Raw genomic sequence first — 20,330 nt, 5'->3', positions numbered from 1 at the left:
TGCCATTTTACAATAAAATTTAATTCAATAGGTATTGAGTTAAAGTAAAGTGAGGAATAACAAAAAAGGTAATAATAAAAAGGTTTTATGTCTGAAGAGAGAATTATTAGAATAAACAAAGTTTTGAGGGAATTGAATATTTCTTTAGAAAGAGCTGTGGATTATCTAAAAGATAATGGAATTGCTATTGAAGCAAACCCGAACGCAAAAATTTCTGATGATATATACAATGTCTTGTGCGGTCAGTTTGCTGGTGACAAAGGGAATAAGGAAGCTTCTAAAGAAGTAGGAGAAGAAAAAAGAAAGGAAAAAGAGGCTTTGCGTTTAGAACGCGAAAAAGAAATTGAAGATAAACGTAAGATCGAGGAGGATCGACTGAAAAAACAGGAAGTGATAAAAGCGCGAGCAGTTATTACAGGACCAGTTCAAGTAGGTAAAATTGACCTCAATCCAAAGAAGCCTACAGTCATACAAGGCACAAAAACAGTTGAAAAACAAGAAGTTGCGGTTGTGAAGGATGAAGAAGTTAAGCCCGCTATTAGTGTTGTGGCTACTTCCGAAAAAGTTGCAGTAGAAAAGCTAATACAAGAAACACCTGCAGATGTAAAAATCATTCCTGAAAAGAAAGTGGTTAAGCCAATTGCTGGTATAAAAGATGTGAAAACTGAGATTGTAATAGAAACGCCGGTAGCTCCAAAAGCCGAAGTGGTAAATGGTTCTGTAAAAGCAGATGAAGCACCGATCGATGAAACAATCACTACGCAGTATCAGAAATTATCTGGAACTACTTTGACAGGTCAAGTTATTGATTTGTCTCAGTTCAACAAACCTAAAAAGAAAAAAGAAGAGCCAAAGATTACTCCTAATAAACCAGGAGCTCCAGGTTCGGCTGCAGCCAATTCCAATAAAAATAAACGTAAGAGGATTGCTCCTAAGCCAGGAGCTCCGAGACCACCTGCCGTACCAGGAGTTCCAGGTGCGCCAAATCCTAACAAGATTACACCTAATGTAGGTGGTGGTGGGTTTAATGCTAATCGTAGTGCAAGACCTGGTTTTGTGAAAGGCAATAGACCAGCAATTGTTGCGAAAGTAGAGCCTACAGAAGAAGAAGTTAAAAATCAAATTAGAGAAACGCTAGAAAAACTGCAAGGTAAAGGTGGTAAGTCTAAGGCGGCTAAATATAGAAGAGATAAAAGAGATACCCACCGTCAGAAATCTGATGATGAACAAAGGGCTCTTGATGAAGGAAGCAAAACGATCAAAGTTACTGAGTTTGTAACAGTTGGTGAAATAGCTATAATGATGGATGTACCAATTACTAAAGTTATTGGTACTTGTATGTCACTTGGAATTATGGTTACGATGAATCAACGTCTTGACGCAGAAACATTAACAATCGTTGCTGATGAATTTGGTTACGAAGTTGAATTTATTACCGTAGATATTGAGGAAGCAATTCAGGTTGTTGAAGACAGAGAAGAGGATTTAGTTTTTAGAGCTCCGATTGTAACTGTTATGGGGCACGTCGATCATGGTAAAACATCTTTGCTGGATTATATTCGTAAAGAAAACGTAATTGCAGGAGAATCTGGAGGAATTACACAGCATATTGGTGCATACGGAGTAACTTTAGACAATGGCCAGAAAATTGCATTTTTAGATACACCAGGTCACGAAGCATTTACAGCAATGCGTGCTCGTGGTGCACAAGTTACCGATATTGCTATCATTGTAATTGCAGCTGATGATGACATCATGCCACAAACAAAAGAAGCGATAAGCCATGCTCAAGCAGCAGGAGTACCTATCATATTTGCGATTAATAAAATCGATAAGCCGAATGCTAATCCTGAAAAAGTTAAAGAAAGATTAGCAGGTATGAATTTACTTGTTGAAGATTGGGGCGGAAAAATTCAATCGCATGATATTTCTGCAAAAGTAGGAACAGGTGTTAAAGAGTTATTAGAAAAAGTTTTACTTGAAGCAGAGCTTTTAGATTTGAAATCTAATCCAAATAAGTCAGCACAAGGAACTGTAGTAGAGGCATTCTTAGATAAAGGTAAAGGATACGTTTCAACTATCTTAGTGCAAAATGGTACTTTAAAGGTTGGGGATTATATGTTAGCTGGTAAACATCATGGAAAAATAAAAGCCATGCATGATGAAAGAGGAAATATTGTAACAATTGCAGGCCCATCTACACCGGTTTCTGTACTTGGACTTGATGGTGCAGCAACGGCTGGAGATAAATTTAATGTTTTTGAAGATGAAAAGGAAGCAAAACAAATTGCATCTAAACGTTCTCAATTAATGCGTGAGCAGTCAGTTCGTACACAACGTCATATTACACTTGATGAAATTGGACGTAGAATCGCCTTAGGTCAATTCAAAGAATTGAATATTATACTTAAAGGAGATGTTGATGGATCGGTTGAAGCATTATCTGATTCGTTCTCAAAATTATCGACCGAAGAAATCCAAATTAATATTATCCACAAAGGTGTTGGAGCAATTACAGAGACTGATGTTATGTTAGCTTCTGCTTCCGATGCAATCATTATTGGATTTAATGTGCGCCCCGCTGGAAATGCAAGACAGTTAGCAGATAAGGAAGAAATTGATATTCGTTACTACTCTATTATCTATGCGGCAATTGATGACTTGAAAGATGCGATGGAAGGAATGTTGGCACCAGAAATGAAAGAGGAAATTCTTGGAACAGCTGAAATTCGAGAGATATTTAAAATTTCTAAAGTGGGATCAATCGCAGGTTCAATGGTTATGGATGGTAAAATCGTTAAAAATGCTAAAATGCGTATTATTAGAGACGGTGTAGTTGTCTTTACAGGAGAACTTTTAGCATTAAAGCGTTTCAAAGACGATGTGAAAGATGTTGCTAAAGGTTATGATTGTGGTATTCAAGTAAAAGGATATAACGATATTGAAGAAGGTGATGTAATTGAATCCTATCATGAGGTTGCAATTAAGAAAAAATTAAAATAAAATTTAATTGATAATTAATTAAATCCCGATTCGTCGGGATTTTTTTTGTTTTAATATTTTTTGTTAACTTTTTATTGGGTTATTGGTAGTAGTCAGAATTTCTCCTTTTTTAGGTGGAATTATATTTTGCAGGGAATACAAATTTTGATTTAAAAGGGTTGATGACTGATGGTTGTTTGGAGTAAGTTTTTACAACCAAGCTGATTATAATGATTGGTAGCGCAGTTTTAATAATGGTTTTAATTTATCAGTATTGGATCATGCTTATATTTAAAATTTAATTCTTATAATAAATTTTAATCATCATATTTTGATAATTTTGTTTTAGAATCATTTATAAAATAGTTGCTTTTTATTTTAGTAAGTTAATCACTTAATAAGATAGTACTTATTATGATAAGGCTTTTGCGATGTAAATAAATATTCTTTTGCTTAATTTGGTCCTCGAGATACTTTGTGAAATTAAAAAAAAATTTTTTTTTTAAGATTTTGTTCGATCTCTAAAAGGTTATCGAGCTTATTGCAAATTTTTAAACCTATTAACCACGTCGGTAGAAAGTGGTTTGTAGATTTAAAAATTAAAAAATGTTATTTTTGTTTGTGCTTATTTTTAATTTCGGACATAGAAATCAATTGCAGAAAGATTTTCTGTTCTTATTTTGAAGGTCTGATTAGTAGCACGTTGCTGTATTGTTTTCTAATAGTAATTAAATTTTTTTCAGCCTCAATTCTTGTTTTATAGTTTCCCACCCAAACTTTAAAATTCGGAGTAAAAAAGTAAATTGATCCGTCTGTTTCTTTAAATTCTTGGCGAAATTCCGCAAGTATTGATTTTGCTTTATCGCTCTCACCGCTGAATATCTGAATTTGGTAATTTTCATTAATAGTAGGTAAAACTACGATTTTTCTTCTTTCATTTAGGAATTGTTCAAATTTAGAATCTTGTTTTAAAGTTATGATGCCTTCTTGCGCCGTTGCTTCAAAATAGGAAAGAGAAAGGAATATAAATGTTAAGCTAGTTTTTTTTAAAGCTAAATTTCTCATAATGTGATTGTTTTACGCAAAAATAATATATAATAAGTTAGGTACGTATGACTGCGTTATTTAGAATAAATATAAATTGAAATTAAGACAATTTTTGGGTTTTAAGAATAGTTCTTTAGTCGTATTTTTGTACAAGTTTTAAAAGAAGGACCAGTCCAGTAAAACTGTTGAAAAAACTGTGCCAATTTTTAGTAGATAATATTTATACAATATGAAAAAGGTGGGTAACCATAATTCGATCACAAGGAAATTACTCTTAGGCTTGACCTTATCGGTAATTTTTTCTTTAAGTTTATTTGCACAGGAGGCAGCTCCTGTTGTTGCAGTAGCCGATGTGGCCGCTGCTCCTGCTGTTGCAGGTGCAGGCGATGCTATAAAAGGTAAAGAATTGTTTAACGGAAATTGTGCTGCTTGTCACAAACTAGACGCGAAGGCGACTGGTCCTGCTTTAAGAGGAGTGATAAATAGACATGATATGCCATGGTTGTACAAGTGGATTAGAAATAGTTCTGAATTGATTAAATCTGGAGATCCTGCGGCTATCAAAATTTACGAGGAGTATAATAAAGCGGTAATGTCTAATTTTCCGCAGTTGTCTGATGCTGATATTGATAATATTATTGCATACACATCTGAGCCAAAGATGGAAGCTCCTGTTGCCGTTGCTGGTGCAGAAGTTCTTCCTGGTGCTGCTCCTGCAGATAGCGGAATGTCTAACAACATTATTCTGGGCGCCCTAGCTTTGGTTATGATAGTTCTAGTTGTTATGCTTTTTCTTGTAAACAAAGTTTTAACCACAGTAGCTAAAGCCAATGGTATTGAAGTTGCGCCGAAGACTCCAACGACTCCAATTTGGAAAGCGTTTGCGCGTAATCAGTTTTTAGTACTGATTAGCTCGGTGTTCTTGCTTTTAGCTAGTGCGTATTTTGTGTATGGTTTTCTTATGCAAGTAGGAGTTGATCAAGATTATGCGCCTATTCAACCTATTCATTATTCACATAGAATTCATGCAGGAAGTAATGGAATCAATTGTAATTATTGTCATTCTTCTGCAAGGGTTAGTAAGCATTCGGGTATTCCGTCATTGAACGTATGTATGAATTGTCATAAAAGTATTGCTGAAGTTTCTGATACCACAGCTACACCTGAGTATTCTAAGGCCTTTTATGATAATGAAATTCAAAAGCTATACAAGGCTGTTGGTTGGGATGCTGAGAATCAAAAGTATACTGGTAAAACTGAGCCTGTTAAATGGGTAAGAATCCATAATTTGCCATCTTTTGTTTATTTTAACCACTCACAACATGTTAATGTTGCTGGTGTTGAATGTCAGACTTGTCATGGTCCAGTTCAAGAGTATGAAATTCAAAAGCAATTTGCTCCATTGACGATGTCATGGTGTATTAATTGTCACAGAAAAACAGAAGTTAAAATGGAAGGAAATGAATATTACACTAAAATTCATGAGGAACTTTCTAAAAAATATGGTGTTGAGAAATTAACTGCCGCACAAATGGGTGGTTTAGAATGTGGTAAATGCCATTATTAATTAATTTATTAAGATTTTAATATTTATATATGTCATCAAACAAAAAATACTGGAAAAGTGTTGAAGAACTAGACGAAAGTAGTTCTATTGTTGGGGCGCTTAAAAATAACGAATTTGTTGAGGAGATTCCTACTGATGAGTTTTTAGGAAATATTGATGCTTTGGCATCCTCATCAACTACACGTCGTGATTTTTTAAAGTACGTTGGTTTTAGTACAGCAGCGGCAACGCTTGCAGCTTGCGAGGGTCCTGTTAACAAATCAATACCTTATGTTCTACAGCCAGAGCAGATTATCCCGGGAATTGCTGATTATTACGCAACGTCTGTTTTTGACGGTTTTGATTTTGCTAATTTATTAGTAAAAACACGTGAAGGGCGTCCGATTAAGATAGATAATAATACAATCGAAGGTGCTAATTTCAGTGCGAATGCAAGAATTCACGCTTCTATACTTTCTTTATATGATAGTATGCGTTTGAAAGAGCCAAAAATTGATGGTAAAGCTTCAACTTGGTCCTCAGTAGATTCAAAAATAAAATTGAGTATTGCTGATGCTTCTGCAAAAGGAGGTCAGGTTGTTCTTTTTACAAATACGCTAGCCAGTCCCTCAACTGAAAAATTAATAAGTGAATTTTTGGGTAAAAATCCAAATGCTAAGCATGTAATTTATGATGCTGTTTCTGAATCGGAGGCTTTAGATGCTTTTGAGACTGTATATGGGGAAAGAGCTCTAGTTAATTATGATTTTTCAAAGGCTTCATTAATTGTTTCAGTTGGTGCTGATTTTCTTGGAGATTGGCAAGGTGGGGGATACGCTGCCGGTTATGCGCAGGGCAGAATTCCAAAAGGCGGTAGAATGTCTCGTCATTTCCAAATGGAGTCAAATGTGACACTTTCTGGTGCTGCTGCTGACAAACGGCTTGCGATGTCAACCGCTAATCAAAAACAAGCGTTAGTTCATATATATAATATTGTTTCTAATTCTAGTGTTGCAGTTACTTTAGATCCCGAATTCAAAGCAGAGGTTACTAAAGTCGGTCAACAATTGAAGGCGGCAGGATCTAAAGGCTTGATAGTATCTGGCATACAAGATAAAAATGCACAGATTTTAGTTATAGCGATCAATCAAATTTTATCTAGTGATGGTTTTGCTAAATCAGGTGTTAGACAAATTAGAAAGGGATCTAATATTAAGGTTTCACAGCTAGTTGCTGATATGAACGCTGGTAAAGTTCATACATTAATTATGAGCGGTATTAATCCTGTTTACACTTTACCAAACAGTACGGCATTTGTCCAAGGTATTAAAAAGGTTAAAACATCTGTTTCTTTTTCATTAAAAGATGATGAAACTGCTTCTATCAGCACAATCGCTGCCGCAGTTCCTCATTATCTAGAGTCGTGGAACGATCTAAGCATTGTTAAGGGTAATTACAGTATTACTCAGCCTACAATCAGACCTCTTTTTACTACTAAACAATTTCAAGATGTTTTGCTTTCATTGAATGGTGAAACAGGTTCTTTTTATGACTATATAAAATTAAACTCATCAGAAATAATAGCTGGTTCTACATGGAATCAAGTTTTGCATGATGGTGTTTTTGTTGGAAGTAGTGTAAATATTTCAGTGGGTTCAGCTGATTATAATGGTGCTGCTACTACCTTAGCAAAGTCAAAAAGTGGAAAAGGTTTAGAACTTGTTTTGTATACTAAAACAGGTTTAGGAGACGGACAACAAGCCAATAACCCTTGGTTACAGGAATTTCCTGACCCAATAACTAGAGTTTCATGGGATAATTATTTAACTGTTTCTAAAGCAGATGCTGATAAATATGAAATGTCAAATGAAATTGTTGCAAACGGTGGTTTGAACGGAAGTTATGCCACAATTACAACAGTTGACGGATTAAAACTAGAGAATGTTCCGGTGATAGTTCAACCAGGACAAGCTGTTGGGACAGTTGGTTTAGCTCTTGGTTATGGTCGTAAATCAGCGATGAAAGAAGAAATGATAGTAGGATTGAATGCTTACCCGTTATATAAAAATTTCGATAATATTCAAAATATTACATTAGAAAATGCGGGTGGAGAGCACGAGTTTGCATGTGTTCAAGGTCAAAAAACTTTAATGGGTAGAGGAGATATTATTAAAGAAACGTCATTAGAGATTTTTAATACAAAACAACCTGAGTTTTGGAATAAACAACCAGTGGTTTCTTTGGATCACAAAGAGGTTGAAGCGACTACAGTCGATTTATGGGAACCTTTTGATAGATCTGTAGGGCATCATTTTAATCTTTCGATAGATCTGAATGCTTGCACGGGTTGCGGTGCTTGTGTGATTGCGTGCCATGCTGAAAACAATGTACCAGTAGTTGGTAAAGCGGAAATTAGAAGAAGTCGTGATATGCATTGGTTGCGTATCGACAGGTATTATTCTTCGGAAGATACGTTTGCAGGTGATAACGAAAGAAAAGAAAATATATCAGGTTTAAGTAGTTCTCTTTCAACTTTCAATGAAATGGAAAAAGCTGGCGAAAATCCTCAAGTTTCTTTTCAACCGGTAATGTGTCAACATTGTAATCACGCACCTTGTGAGACTGTATGTCCTGTTGCTGCAACATCACATTCACGTCAAGGTCAAAATCACATGGCTTACAATCGATGTGTTGGTACTCGTTATTGTGCTAATAACTGTCCTTATAAAGTACGTCGTTTTAACTGGTTCTTATATAATAAAAATAGTGAATTTGATTATCATATGAATGATGACTTAGGTCGTATGGTACTAAATCCAGATGTAAATGTTCGTTCGCGTGGTGTTATGGAGAAATGTTCTATGTGTATCCAAATGACACAAGCCACTATCTTGAAAGCGAAAAATGAAGGAAGACCAGTAGTTGATGGTGAATTTCAGACTGCTTGTTCAAATGCTTGTGCACAAGGAGCAATGAAGTTTGGAGATATAAACGATACTGATGCTGTCATTACAGAATTAGTCGCAGATGACAGGATGTATCATCTTTTAGAGCATGTTGGAACAAAACCAAATGTGATTTATCACGTTAAAGTTAGAAATACCTAGTACAAAGTAAATTAATTAAGAATCAATATAAAGGATTATGTCGTCTCACTACGAAGCAACCATTAGAAAACCCTTAGTTATAGGTGATAAATCTTATCACGATGTAACTATAGATGTAGCCGCACCTGTTGAAGGAAAGGCAAACAAACATTGGTGGATTGTATTTTCAATTGCATTAATAGCCTTCCTTTGGGGACTTGGCTGTATCATTTACACCGTCTCAACTGGGATTGGAACTTGGGGATTAAATAAGACTGTTGGATGGGCTTGGGATATTACCAATTTCGTTTGGTGGGTTGGTATTGGACATGCAGGAACTTTAATTTCTGCAGTGTTGCTACTTTTCCGTCAGCGGTGGAGAATGGCAATCAACCGTTCAGCCGAAGCTATGACCATATTTTCAGTCATTCAAGCGGGGTTGTTTCCAATAATTCACATGGGTCGTCCTTGGTTAGCGTACTGGGTACTTCCTATTCCGAATCAATTTGGTTCTTTATGGGTAAACTTTAATTCTCCATTACTATGGGATGTTTTTGCAATTTCAACTTATTTATCTGTTTCATTGGTGTTTTGGTGGACAGGTTTACTACCCGATTTTGCAATGCTAAGAGACAGAGCTATCACACCATTTAATAAAAGAGTTTATTCAATTTTAAGTTTTGGTTGGAGCGGTAGAGCGAAAGACTGGCAGCGTTTTGAAGAAGTTTCATTGGTTCTTGCGGGTTTAGCTACTCCTCTTGTTCTTTCGGTACATACAATTGTTTCGATGGACTTCGCTACATCTGTAATTCCTGGGTGGCATACTACCATTTTTCCTCCATATTTTGTTGCAGGAGCTGTTTTCTCGGGGTTTGCAATGGTAAATACTTTGCTTATTATTATGAGAAAAGTGTCTAATTTAGAGGCATATATAACAGTGCAACATATTGAATTAATGAACATTGTAATTATGATTACTGGTTCAATAGTAGGTGTTGCTTACATAACAGAGCTATTTGTAGCGTGGTATTCAGGTGTAGAATATGAGCAATACGCTTTTTTAAATAGAGCGACAGGTCCATATTGGTGGGCTTACTGGTCAATGATGACTTGTAATGTTTTTTCCCCGCAGTTCATGTGGTTTAAAAAATTGCGAACAAGTATCATGTTCTCGTTTATAATTTCAATTGTTGTAAACATAGGAATGTGGTTTGAACGTTTTGTTATTATAGTTACTTCATTACACAGAGATTATTTACCGTCCTCATGGACGATGTTTTCTCCTACGTTCGTTGATATAGGTATTTTTATAGGTACAATTGGTTTCTTTTTTGTTTTATTTTTGTTATACGCTAGAACTTTCCCAGTAATTGCACAAGCGGAGGTAAAAACAATTTTGAAAGCTACGGGAGAAAATTATAAGAGAGAAAGAGAAGCAAATAAAGATTCACACCATGAGTAATAAAGTAATATACGCCATTTATAATGACGATGATATTTTGATGGACGCGGTTAAAACAACTAGAGCAGCTCGTCATCATATTGAAGAAGTTTTCACGCCCTTTCCAGTTCACGGATTGGATAAGGCTATGGGTCTTGCGCCTACAAGATTAGCTATTTGTTCTTTTTTATATGGATGTGTTGGTCTAGCATTTGCCACGTGGATGATGTACTACATAATGATTCAAGATTGGCCTCAGGACATTGGTGGAAAACCAAGTTTTAGTTACGTAGAAAATATGCCAGCTTTTGTTCCAATTATGTTTGAACTTACAGTTTTTTTTGCAGCGCATTTGATGGTAATTACTTTTTATATGAGAAGTAAATTATGGCCTTTTAAACAGGCAGAAAATCCAGACGTACGAACAACAGATGATCATTTTTTAATGGAAGTGGCTGTAAGAGATAATGAGGAAGAGTTAATCACTTTTTTTCAAAATACGGGAGCAATAGAAGTTAAAGTAATAGATAAGCATTAATTAGAGATATGAAAAGCATATATAAAATAACACTTCTATTTGGAATTTCGATTTTAGTTTCGTCATGCCATAATACTACTGCGCCAAACTATCAGTATTTTCCAAATATGTATGAACATATTGGATATGATACTTATTCAGAGTCTACTGCGTTTAAGAATGGTAAAGAAGGACAACTTCCTGCAGATGGTTCTCTTAAAAGAGGTTTCGTTCCTTATGGTTTTGAAAACTCAACAGAGGGTTACGATCTTGCAAAGCTAAATTCGAAGTCACCATTAGATACTATAGTAGAGAAAGATTTTGCAAAGGCTAAGGAGTTGTACGAAATTTACTGTGCGATTTGCCATGGTAATGAGGGTAATGGTAAAGGTAAGTTAGTTACTCAAGGTAAATTATTAGGTATTCCGAGTTATAAAGATAGAGTGATTAATGAAGGTAGCATTTATCATGTAATGACTTACGGATTAAATTCCATGGGAGCATATTCAAATCAGTTAAATCAGCATGAACGCTGGTTAGTTGCTGCTTATGTTGTAAAGCTTAAAGAAAAATTATAATTGTTGAACAAACTGATCGTAATAGATATGTATACATTTTCAAGTAAATTAAAAACACTGTCTTTCATCTTAATGACCTTAGGGATTTTAGGTATAGGGTATGGTTTTTATGCTGCACCTAAAGATATTCAAGAGGTTGAGAAGCTTCTTGCAGCAGAAAGTCATGGTGGTCATGGCGATTCAAATCACGATGATGCTAGCAAGAATGAGCATCATGAAACTTCCTCAAGTGATGAAAAAGCATCTATTGATAAAAGTGTTGTGGTTTCAAATAAAGGAGTTACAACCGCAGATGATTCTACAAAAGTTAGTAAAGAAAATGAAGTTTTAGTTTTAACTGATTTAACTGCCGGAAGAGAAAAAGCTCATGTATTGACTGCAGAAGAAGAACATACGGAACACTTGACTCATGTTTTGCACCAGTTACAAAATAAACCTTGGTCTGCTTTTTATGTCGCATGTATATTTTTTATGCTTATTTCACTCGGTGTTTTGGCATTTTATGCTATTCAGCAAGTGGCTCAAGCTGGATGGTCTCCTGTACTTTTTAGAGTTATGCAAGGGATCACTGCTTATCTGCCTATTGGTTCAATTATATTCTTTATCTTTTTACTTCTGTGTGGTTTTCATTTAAATCACCTTTTCGTATGGTTAGATCCTGAAGTAGTTGCAACAGATAAACTCATAGCAAACAAAGCAGGATATTTAAATTTTCCATTTTGGATAATTAGAGCAGCGATATTTTTAATAGGTTGGAATCTTTACAGATACTATTCAAGAAAAAACTGTTTGGCTCAAGATGATGCTAATGATAATCTTTTTTATAAAAAGAATTTTAAACTTTCGGCTATATTTTTAGTATTTTTTATTGTAACCGAATCGATAATGTCGTGGGATTGGATTATGTCAATTGATCCCCACTGGTTTAGTACCTTGTTTGGATGGTATGTTTTCTCTAGCTTCTTTGTGAGTGCGATAACTACCATAGCTCTAGTGACATTATATCTTAAGTCTCAAGGGGCATTAGAACATGTGAATACAAGTCATATTCATGATCTTGCAAAATTCATGTTTGGTTTTAGCGTTTTTTGGACATACTTATGGTTTTCACAGTACATGCTTATTTGGTATGCAAATATTCCTGAGGAGGTGACTTATTATATCACTAGAATAGAGATGTATAATTTGCCATTTTTTGGAGCAGTTGTGATGAATTTTGTATTTCCATTACTAATATTAATTAACACAGATTTTAAAAGAATAAGCTGGATTCTTGTTATGGCTGGGGTTGTCATTTTAATTGGTCATTATCTTGATTTCTTTATAATGATTATGCCTGGAACAGTTGGTGATCGATGGTTTATTGGTATTTCTGAAATAGCGTCAGTTTTATTCTTCCTTGGGTTGTTCATTTATATTGTATTCACTGCTATGACTAAGGTGCCATTATTGCCAAAAAGAAATCCTTTCATAGAAGAGAGTAAACATTTTCATTATTAATATTTAAAGTAAATAACAGATGACAAGTTTGTTGGTAATTATAGTTTTAGTTTTATTAGCTGTTGCTTTATGGCAATTGACTAAAATATTCGACCTTACGCAAGTTGGATCAAACCCTGATCGTTCAGAAGTAGCTACTGATGAGGATAACAATGTACAAGGTTACTTAATGTTTGGTTTTTTAGCATTTTTATACATATTCACAATTTACGGTTTATTTAAGTGGGGTCCTTTAGTTCTTCATACACCAGCATCGGAACATGGTTTTGAGGTTGATCGTTTGATGAATATTACTTGGCTTTTGATTTTTATTGTGCAGGCTATTACTCAGGTATTATTGCATTATTTCGCTTTCAAATACAGAGGTAAAAAAGACAGAAAGGCTTTGTATTTTGCAGATAATAATAAGCTTGAAGCGATATGGAGTGGAATCCCGGCTGTTGTTCTTGCGGGTTTAATTTTGTACGGCTTGTACGCATGGACAAATATTATGTTTGTTGATGAAGATGAGGATACAATTATTATTGAGGTATATGCGCAGCAATTTAATTGGAAAATTAGATATGCAGGAGAGGATAATGTTTTAGGAAAAGCAAATGTTAGGTTGATTGAAGGTGTGAATAGTCTTGGTGTGGATATGGCGGATCCTTATTCTCAAGATGATATTGTGGTAACAACTGAATTGCATATCCCGAAAGGTAAAAAAGTACAATTCAAAATGCGATCTCAAGATGTTTTACATTCTGCGTATTTTCCGCATTTTAGAGCCCAGATGAATGTTGTTCCAGGTATGATTACTCAATTTGCTTTTACGCCTGTACTAACTACTGATGAGTACAGAGAGTTACCGTATATGATAGAAAAAGTAGCGCACATTAATGATTTGAGAACAAAGAAGAGTGTTGGTCTTGTTGCAAAAGGGGAGGCTGCGCTTGATCCTTATACATTTGATTTCTTACTTTTATGTAACAAAATATGTGGAGCTTCACACTACAATATGCAAATGAAAGTTATCGTTGACACTCCTGAAGATTACAAAAAATGGTTAAGTGAACAAGCTTTATTAGTAAATCAGGTTAAAGAAGCGAACGCTCCTCCTACTGCAGTTGATGGGGAAATCAAGTCAGACTCTACTAAAGCTATTGATACTGCAACTGTTGCTAAAGTGGCAATGAAATAATAATATTAAGAAAATTTAAAGTAAAGATATATGTCAGCAGAAGGTCACGATCACGCAATGGATCACGAGCACGAACACCACCATAAACAAACTTTTATTACTAAATATATATTTAGTACAGATCATAAGATGATTGCCAAGCAGTACTTAATTACTGGTATATTCATGGGAGTCATCGGTATATTGATGTCATTACTATTTAGAATGCAATTAGCATGGCCTGAGGAATCATTTAAAATATTCAATATTTTACTTGGCGATAAGTTTGCTCCAAACGGAGTTATGGCTAATGATATTTATTTAGCACTCGTTACTATTCATGGAACTATAATGGTGTTCTTTGTTTTAACGGCGGGTTTAAGTGGAACTTTTAGTAATTTACTTATTCCACTTCAAATTGGCGCAAGAGATATGGCCTCTGGTTTTATGAACATGATCTCATATTGGTTGTTTTTTATATCAGCAGTAATCATGTTAAGTTCATTATTTGTTGAAGCGGGGCCTGCATCTTCTGGTTGGACAATTTATCCACCTTTAAGTGCATTGCCACAAGCTATTCCTGGTTCAGGAACTGGAATGACACTTTGGTTAATTTCTATGGCAATCTTTATTGCATCGTCATTAATGGGTTCATTGAATTATATTGTTACAGTAATTAATTTAAGAACTAAGGGCATGTCTATGACTAGACTTCCATTAACAATTTGGACTTTTTTCGTTACTGCAATTATTGGAGTGGTGTCGTTTCCTGTGCTTTTGTCAGCAGCTTTATTACTAATATTTGATAGAAGTTTTGGTACGTCATTTTTCTTGTCAGATATATATATTGCTGGTGAAGTGTTACATTATCAAGGAGGTTCGCCGGTATTGTTTGAACACTTATTCTGGTTTTTAGGTCACCCTGAGGTGTATATTGTGATTCTTCCTGCAATGGGAATTGTTTCTGAGGTTTTAGCTACTAGTGCTCGTAAGCCAATATTCGGATACAGAGCGATGATTATTTCTACACTGGCGATTGCATTTTTATCCACGATTGTGTGGGGTCATCACATGTTTGTCTCTGGTATGAATCCTTTTTTGGGATCAGTATTTACTTTTACAACACTTTTGATCGCAATTCCATCTGCAGTAAAAGCTTTCAACTGGATAACGACTTTGTGGAAAGGGAATTTACAATTTAACCCCGCTATGTTATTCTCTATTGGTATGGTTTCGACGTTTATTACTGGTGGTTTAACAGGTATTATACTTGGAGATAGTACTTTAGATATCAATGTTCATGACACGTATTTTGTTGTTGCTCACTTCCACTTGGTAATGGGTATATCTGCTTTGTATGGAATGTTTGCTGGTGTTTATCATTGGTTTCCTAGACTGTACGGAAGAATGATGAATAAGAATTTAGGTTACATACATTTTTGGGTAACTGCAGTTTGTTCTTATGGTGTATTTTTCCCTATGCACTTTATAGGATTAGCCGGATTACCAAGACGTTATTACACAAATACTAACTTTCCACTATTTGACGACTTACAAAATGTAAATGTATTAATAACAATGTTTGCCTTAGTTGGTGGTGCATTCCAGTTAATCTTCTTGTACAACTTTTTCGCTAGTATTTTTTACGGAAAAAGATCAGTGCAGAATCCTTGGAAATCAAACACGTTAGAGTGGACAGCTCCTGTTGAACATATTCATGGTAACTGGCCCGGCGCTCTACCAGTAGTTTATAGATGGCCTTACGATTATAGCAATCCTCATCACGATGTTGATTTTGTGCCACAAAATGTACCTATGAAACCTGGTGAAGAAGTGTTACACCACTAGATCAAGATAATATTTTTAAAATGCCTTTCTATTCTGGAAGGCATTTTTTTTTACTTCTAACTTTACATTATCTTTGTTTTATGAATGAAAATTTAGACCCTACTTCAAACGCTTTTAATAGTGAGGAATTTGATCTTGAAAAAAAATTAAGGCCGCTGTCTTTTGATGATTTTGCTGGTCAAGATCAAGTATTGGAAAACTTAAAAGTATTTGTACAAGCAGCTAATCAACGAAATGAAGCGCTTGATCATACATTATTTCATGGGCCTCCTGGGTTAGGTAAGACTACTTTAGCTAATATCCTTGCTAATGAATTACAAGTTGGAATTAAAATTACTTCAGGCCCCGTTTTAGACAAGCCGGGAGATTTAGCTGGCCTACTAACTAATCTTGAAGAGAGAGATGTTTTGTTTATTGATGAAATACACCGTTTAAGTCCAATAGTAGAAGAGTATTTATATTCAGCGATGGAGGACTTTAAAATTGATATCATGATAGAGTCGGGACCAAATGCGAGAACAGTGCAAATTAATTTAAATCCTTTTACCTTAATTGGCGCTACGACAAGATCCGGTTTGCTTACTGCGCCGATGCGGGCACGTTTTGGAATATCTTCGCGTTTACAATATTACACTACTGAACTTCTAACTACAATTGTGGAAAGAAGCGCTTCTATATTTAAAATGCCAATCTCGATTGAAGCGGCTATAGAAATTGCTGGTAGAAGTAGAGGGACTCCTCGTATTGCAAATGCGTTATTACGTAGAGTAAGAGATTTTGCTCAAATAAAAGGGAATGGCACAATAGATATCGAAATTGCAAAATATGCGCTAAAAGCATTGCATGTAGATGCTTATGGATTAGATGATATGGATAATAAAATTTTAAACACCATTATTGATAAATTTAAAGGTGGTCCAGTTGGTCTATCTACATTGGCGACAGCTGTATCAGAAAGTAGTGAAACTATAGAAGAAGTATACGAACCTTTTCTTATTCAAGAAGGTTTTATCATGCGAACTCCTAGAGGTCGTGAAGTCACTGAAAAGGCTTATAAACATTTAGGTAAATCAAATACTAACATTCAAGGAGGGTTGTTTTAAATTGATTATCTTTAAGATTGAAGAGACTTGTTTTCTCTTATATTAATTGAGCTAACTGGATTTTTTGCTAATTTCCAATATTATAAATTGTCATAAATTCTAAACAAAAACATACTAATTTTATCAAATCTGAGGCTAAACGCCTTGGATTTTTATCATGTGGAATATCGAAAGCAGGTTTTTTAGAACAAGAAGCACCACGCCTGGAAAGATGGTTAAATAACAATCAAAATGGTGGAATGTCATACATGGAAAATCATTTTGACAAGCGACTTGACCCTACATTGCTTGTTGAAGATGCTAAAAGCGTAGTATCTTTATTACTTAATTATTATCCACATCAATTGCAGAACGTTGATTCGTATAAGATATCTAAGTATGCTTTTGGGGAAGATTATCATTTGGTTATCAGAGATAAATTAAAAGAATTTTTATTTTCAATTCAATCCTCTATAGGTGAAGTTTCTGGCAGGGCATTCGTTGATTCTGCACCAGTTTTAGATAAAGCATGGGCCGCGAAAAGCGGACTAGGATGGATAGGAAAAAATAGTAATTTACTGACTCAAAAAGTAGGTTCATTTTATTTTATCGCTGAACTTATAATTGATCTTGAATTAGAATACGATCATGCTGTTACGGATCACTGTGGAAGTTGTACAGCATGTATTGATTCATGTCCTACACAAGCTATTGTTGCCCCTTATGTGGTAGATGGAAGTAAATGTATTTCCTATTTTACCATAGAGCTAAAAGAAAATATTCCTGTCGAGATGAAAGGACTGTTTAATGATTGGGCTTTTGGTTGTGACGTTTGTCAGGATGTTTGTCCTTGGAATAGGTTTGCAAAACCGCACTCTGAGCCATTATTTAATGCTAATTCTGAAATTTTATCTATGTCAAAAAAAGATTGGATCGAGATAACTGAAGAAACGTTTAAAGCTGTTTTTAAAAATTCGCCAATAAAACGTGCTAAATTTCAGGGTATAAAAAGAAATATCGACTTTTTAACATAGTTTCGTCACTAAATCACTATTTTCATGGTCGAATCTCTTATAATTACACTTGTTTTTAGCTCTATCGTTCTTGGTTTAAATATTTTTCCCTCCTTGTGACAGTTCATTTCTTCCAGCAATAAATTAAATGATTCAATTCCCATTTCTCGACTAGGTTGATCAACTGTACTTAATTTTGGAGAAAGTACTTGAGACATAAACCAATTGCTAAATCCAATTACAGCTATTTGAGCTGGGATCTTTATTTCTTTTTCATTAAGGTATGCTAAAACGCCAACAGCAACTAAATCAGTAATTGCAAAAATGCCATCAATGTCTTTATGGTCATTAATAATTTGCTCAGCAAAGTGTTTCCCTTCTTCAAAACTTACATTTTCGCATGTGTAAACTAAAGATGGATCAAAAACAATATTATTTTTTTCAAGTGCTTTTTTAAAACCGATAAAGCGATCTACTGAATTTTGTGGATTTGCTGGTCCTCTAATATGCGCTATTTTTTTGCAACCCATGTCAATTAAATGCTGGACGGCATTGAAAGCTGCTTTTTGATCATTAATGACAACTTTGGAACAGGTAGATAATTTTGAAATCTTATCAAACATTACAAACGGGATATTTCTTGCACAAATACCTTTTATGTGATCGTCATTATTAGAGTCGTTAGAAAGCGACATTATTATTCCATCAACTCTTTTATTGATAAGCAGTTCCACTTGTTTTTTTTCTAAAGCTAAACTCTCATTAGATTGTAAAATTATTACTAAATATCCATTTTTTTCTGCCTCATTGATTATTGCATTAACGACATTTGAAAAAAAATGATGAACCAGTTCAGGTACGATTAATCCAATTGTTTTTGATTCTTTGGTTCGCAAATTTACTGCAAAACTGTTGGGTGTATAATGTAATTCTTGGGCAAGCTTTTTTACAGCGTTCCTTGTTTGCGGGCTTACATCTGGATAATCCTTAAGTGCTTTTGAAACTGTTGTAATAGAAATACCTAATTGAAATGCAATTTCTTTGAGAGTGATGTCTTTCATAAATCAATTATATGCAGTTAAATGTTGAAAATTAGTAAATCTTTGTTTAATTGTTAGTGAAGTGCGTAAACAATTTTCTTCTAACGACTTGACGAAAATATTGATTTTAATTTATTTAGATAATATTCATTGTAAATTAATTTTATTTTAAAGGTAATATTTTCATTCCAAGCTATAAAACTTCAAATATGTACGATAACTCTCGTTTGTGAATGTGAGTTTCTAATTAAATTAAAAACCGCTAGTCAATAGTGTCGTTTTAAATTTATATTATCAAAAAAAATGTAGCTGCTTTTTTATCTATTTCACACCCAAGTTCATTAATTATTGAAAGTTTAGGACCTACCATGCTTGACGTAAACCTATTGGTAAATCCTAAAACTATAATTTGGTAAGGTATAAAATTCTAGTTTTATTACTATACTTAATAATTCAGATCGTTACTAAATCCTTGACGGCAAAAATTGCATCTATCTCAGGATGTTTAGCAGTTACTTTTTTAGCGTTCTCATAGCCATCTCGAAAATTGGCATTATGATCACAAATAAACATGAATGAATCATATTGAAGGTTATTGTCCTCTAGCGCTTTTTTACATCCTAAAAATTGATCAATTGCATTGAGATGCAGACAGGAACTTCAATAATGGGCAATTTTTTTGTGAACTTTATTATTATACAGCAAATTGTATCGGAAGCTGCTTTTTTGTCATTACAATTCGCTTTAGAACAATTTATTAGTTTTGCAATTTTGTCAAATAGAACTAATGGTACACCTTGTAAAATTATGGGATTTAAGTGTCTAATTGTTTAATTTATTGGAAAAAGACATCAATATTCCGTCTATTCTTTTATTTATTAATAATTCAATTTGTTTTTTTCGAATTCAAATTTTTTATTTTACTGTAAAATTAGAACTAAATAATCTCTTTTCTCTGCTGCAGTTAGTTCTCCTTTTATTATATTTTAGGTAAAGTAGTGCGCAAGCACTGGAATTATTAATCTTATGGTTTTTGACTCTTTTGCTCTTAAATTTACTTTAAAATTGTTAGGAGAATAAGTCAATTTCTTAGCTATATTCATAACTGCTACTTTTGTTAGAGGGCCTACGTCACCATATCCTTTTAAAACCTTTAAGATGGTTGTTGTTGAAACTCCTAGGTGAGCTGCAATTTCTTTAAGAGTTGGATTGTTGGTATTATTTTCTAAACAATAATAGCAAAATTTGGAAATATCTCAAAAACGAATTTACAATTTATGGACTGTACTTTAACATGTAGAAAGCTGATTAAATAAATTCTCAATTAAAAGCAATTTTCACGAATTATTTTATTTTTTCAGCAATGTAAAGATTTTTTATTCAAATCATAAATGCTCGAAAACGTTTTCGAGATATAATAATAGTGATATAGATGTGCAACAAGTTTTTTACAGATTATATTATTTATGTTTGAATTTAATAAATTAAATA

General features: G+C 34.2%; 14 protein-coding genes. 11 read left to right on the top strand and 3 right to left on the bottom strand.

What is annotated here, in order from left to right:
- Nucleotides 1-87 precede the first annotated feature (87 nt).
- Nucleotides 88-3,003, top strand: coding sequence for a translation initiation factor IF-2 (infB, locus tag BUA99_RS02665; RefSeq protein ID WP_072987927.1), 2,916 nt, complete (start codon nucleotides 88-90; stop codon nucleotides 3,001-3,003).
- A 654-nt stretch (nucleotides 3,004-3,657) separates the two neighbouring features.
- Here infB and BUA99_RS02660 read toward each other — a convergent pair.
- Entirely contained in the window at nucleotides 3,658-4,047 is a 390-nt protein-coding gene (locus BUA99_RS02660) for a sporulation protein (protein WP_072987924.1), read from the bottom strand.
- Nucleotides 4,048-4,258: 211 nt separating this feature from the next.
- Between BUA99_RS02660 and BUA99_RS02655 the strand changes: the two genes are divergently transcribed.
- From BUA99_RS02655 to queG, 10 genes are all read left to right on the top strand, one after another.
- The gene (locus BUA99_RS02655; protein WP_072987921.1) at nucleotides 4,259-5,596 is read left to right on the top strand and encodes a c-type cytochrome; all 1,338 of its coding nucleotides are present in this window, start codon (nucleotides 4,259-4,261) and stop codon (nucleotides 5,594-5,596) included.
- A gap of 29 nt (nucleotides 5,597-5,625) precedes the next feature.
- Nucleotides 5,626-8,682 (top strand): TAT-variant-translocated molybdopterin oxidoreductase, encoded by a 3,057-nt coding sequence (locus BUA99_RS02650; protein WP_072987918.1) that lies wholly within the window; start codon nucleotides 5,626-5,628, stop codon nucleotides 8,680-8,682.
- A gap of 37 nt (nucleotides 8,683-8,719) precedes the next feature.
- A complete protein-coding gene (nrfD, locus tag BUA99_RS02645; protein WP_072987915.1) occupies nucleotides 8,720-10,123 on the top strand; it encodes an NrfD/PsrC family molybdoenzyme membrane anchor subunit in 1,404 nt (467 codons plus the stop codon).
- Nucleotides 10,116-10,640, top strand: coding sequence for a DUF3341 domain-containing protein (locus BUA99_RS02640; RefSeq protein ID WP_072987913.1), 525 nt, complete (start codon nucleotides 10,116-10,118; stop codon nucleotides 10,638-10,640). The genes nrfD and BUA99_RS02640 overlap by 8 nt, the downstream gene beginning before the upstream one ends.
- Nucleotides 10,641-10,648: 8 nt before the next feature.
- Nucleotides 10,649-11,197, top strand: coding sequence for a c-type cytochrome (locus BUA99_RS02635; RefSeq protein WP_072987910.1), 549 nt, complete (start codon nucleotides 10,649-10,651; stop codon nucleotides 11,195-11,197).
- Nucleotides 11,198-11,224: 27 nt separating this feature from the next.
- Nucleotides 11,225-12,697: a cation-translocating P-type ATPase gene (locus BUA99_RS02630; protein WP_072987908.1), complete on the top strand. Its 1,473-nt coding sequence runs from the start codon at nucleotides 11,225-11,227 to the stop codon at nucleotides 12,695-12,697.
- Nucleotides 12,698-12,716: 19 nt separating this feature from the next.
- Nucleotides 12,717-13,877, top strand: a complete 1,161-nt coding sequence (locus BUA99_RS02625) for a cytochrome c oxidase subunit II (RefSeq protein WP_072987906.1) — start codon at nucleotides 12,717-12,719, stop codon at nucleotides 13,875-13,877.
- Nucleotides 13,878-13,907: 30 nt separating this feature from the next.
- Nucleotides 13,908-15,704: a cytochrome c oxidase subunit I gene (locus BUA99_RS02620; protein WP_072987903.1), complete on the top strand. Its 1,797-nt coding sequence runs from the start codon at nucleotides 13,908-13,910 to the stop codon at nucleotides 15,702-15,704.
- Between the two features lie 80 nt (nucleotides 15,705-15,784).
- Nucleotides 15,785-16,807, top strand: coding sequence for a Holliday junction branch migration DNA helicase RuvB (gene ruvB / locus BUA99_RS02615; protein WP_072987900.1), 1,023 nt, complete (start codon nucleotides 15,785-15,787; stop codon nucleotides 16,805-16,807).
- Nucleotides 16,808-16,899: 92 nt separating this feature from the next.
- Nucleotides 16,900-17,820: a tRNA epoxyqueuosine(34) reductase QueG gene (gene queG, locus BUA99_RS02610; protein WP_200778638.1), complete on the top strand. Its 921-nt coding sequence runs from the start codon at nucleotides 16,900-16,902 to the stop codon at nucleotides 17,818-17,820.
- Nucleotides 17,821-17,828: 8 nt separating this feature from the next.
- Here the strand turns inward: queG and BUA99_RS02605 are convergent, their stop codons facing one another.
- Together BUA99_RS02605 and BUA99_RS15545 are read right to left on the bottom strand one after the other, a co-directional pair.
- The gene (locus BUA99_RS02605) at nucleotides 17,829-18,860 is read right to left on the bottom strand and encodes a LacI family DNA-binding transcriptional regulator (RefSeq protein WP_072987894.1); all 1,032 of its coding nucleotides are present in this window, start codon (nucleotides 18,858-18,860) and stop codon (nucleotides 17,829-17,831) included.
- A 965-nt stretch (nucleotides 18,861-19,825) separates the two neighbouring features.
- Nucleotides 19,826-20,032, bottom strand: coding sequence for a LacI family DNA-binding transcriptional regulator (locus BUA99_RS15545; RefSeq protein WP_394333237.1), 207 nt, complete (start codon nucleotides 20,030-20,032; stop codon nucleotides 19,826-19,828).
- Nucleotides 20,033-20,330 lie beyond the last annotated feature (298 nt).

This window comes from Flavobacterium segetis, assembly GCF_900129575.1.
In the GTDB taxonomy this organism is placed as follows: domain Bacteria; phylum Bacteroidota; class Bacteroidia; order Flavobacteriales; family Flavobacteriaceae; genus Flavobacterium; species Flavobacterium segetis.
This window is presented reverse-complemented; position numbering and strand designations above follow the sequence as displayed.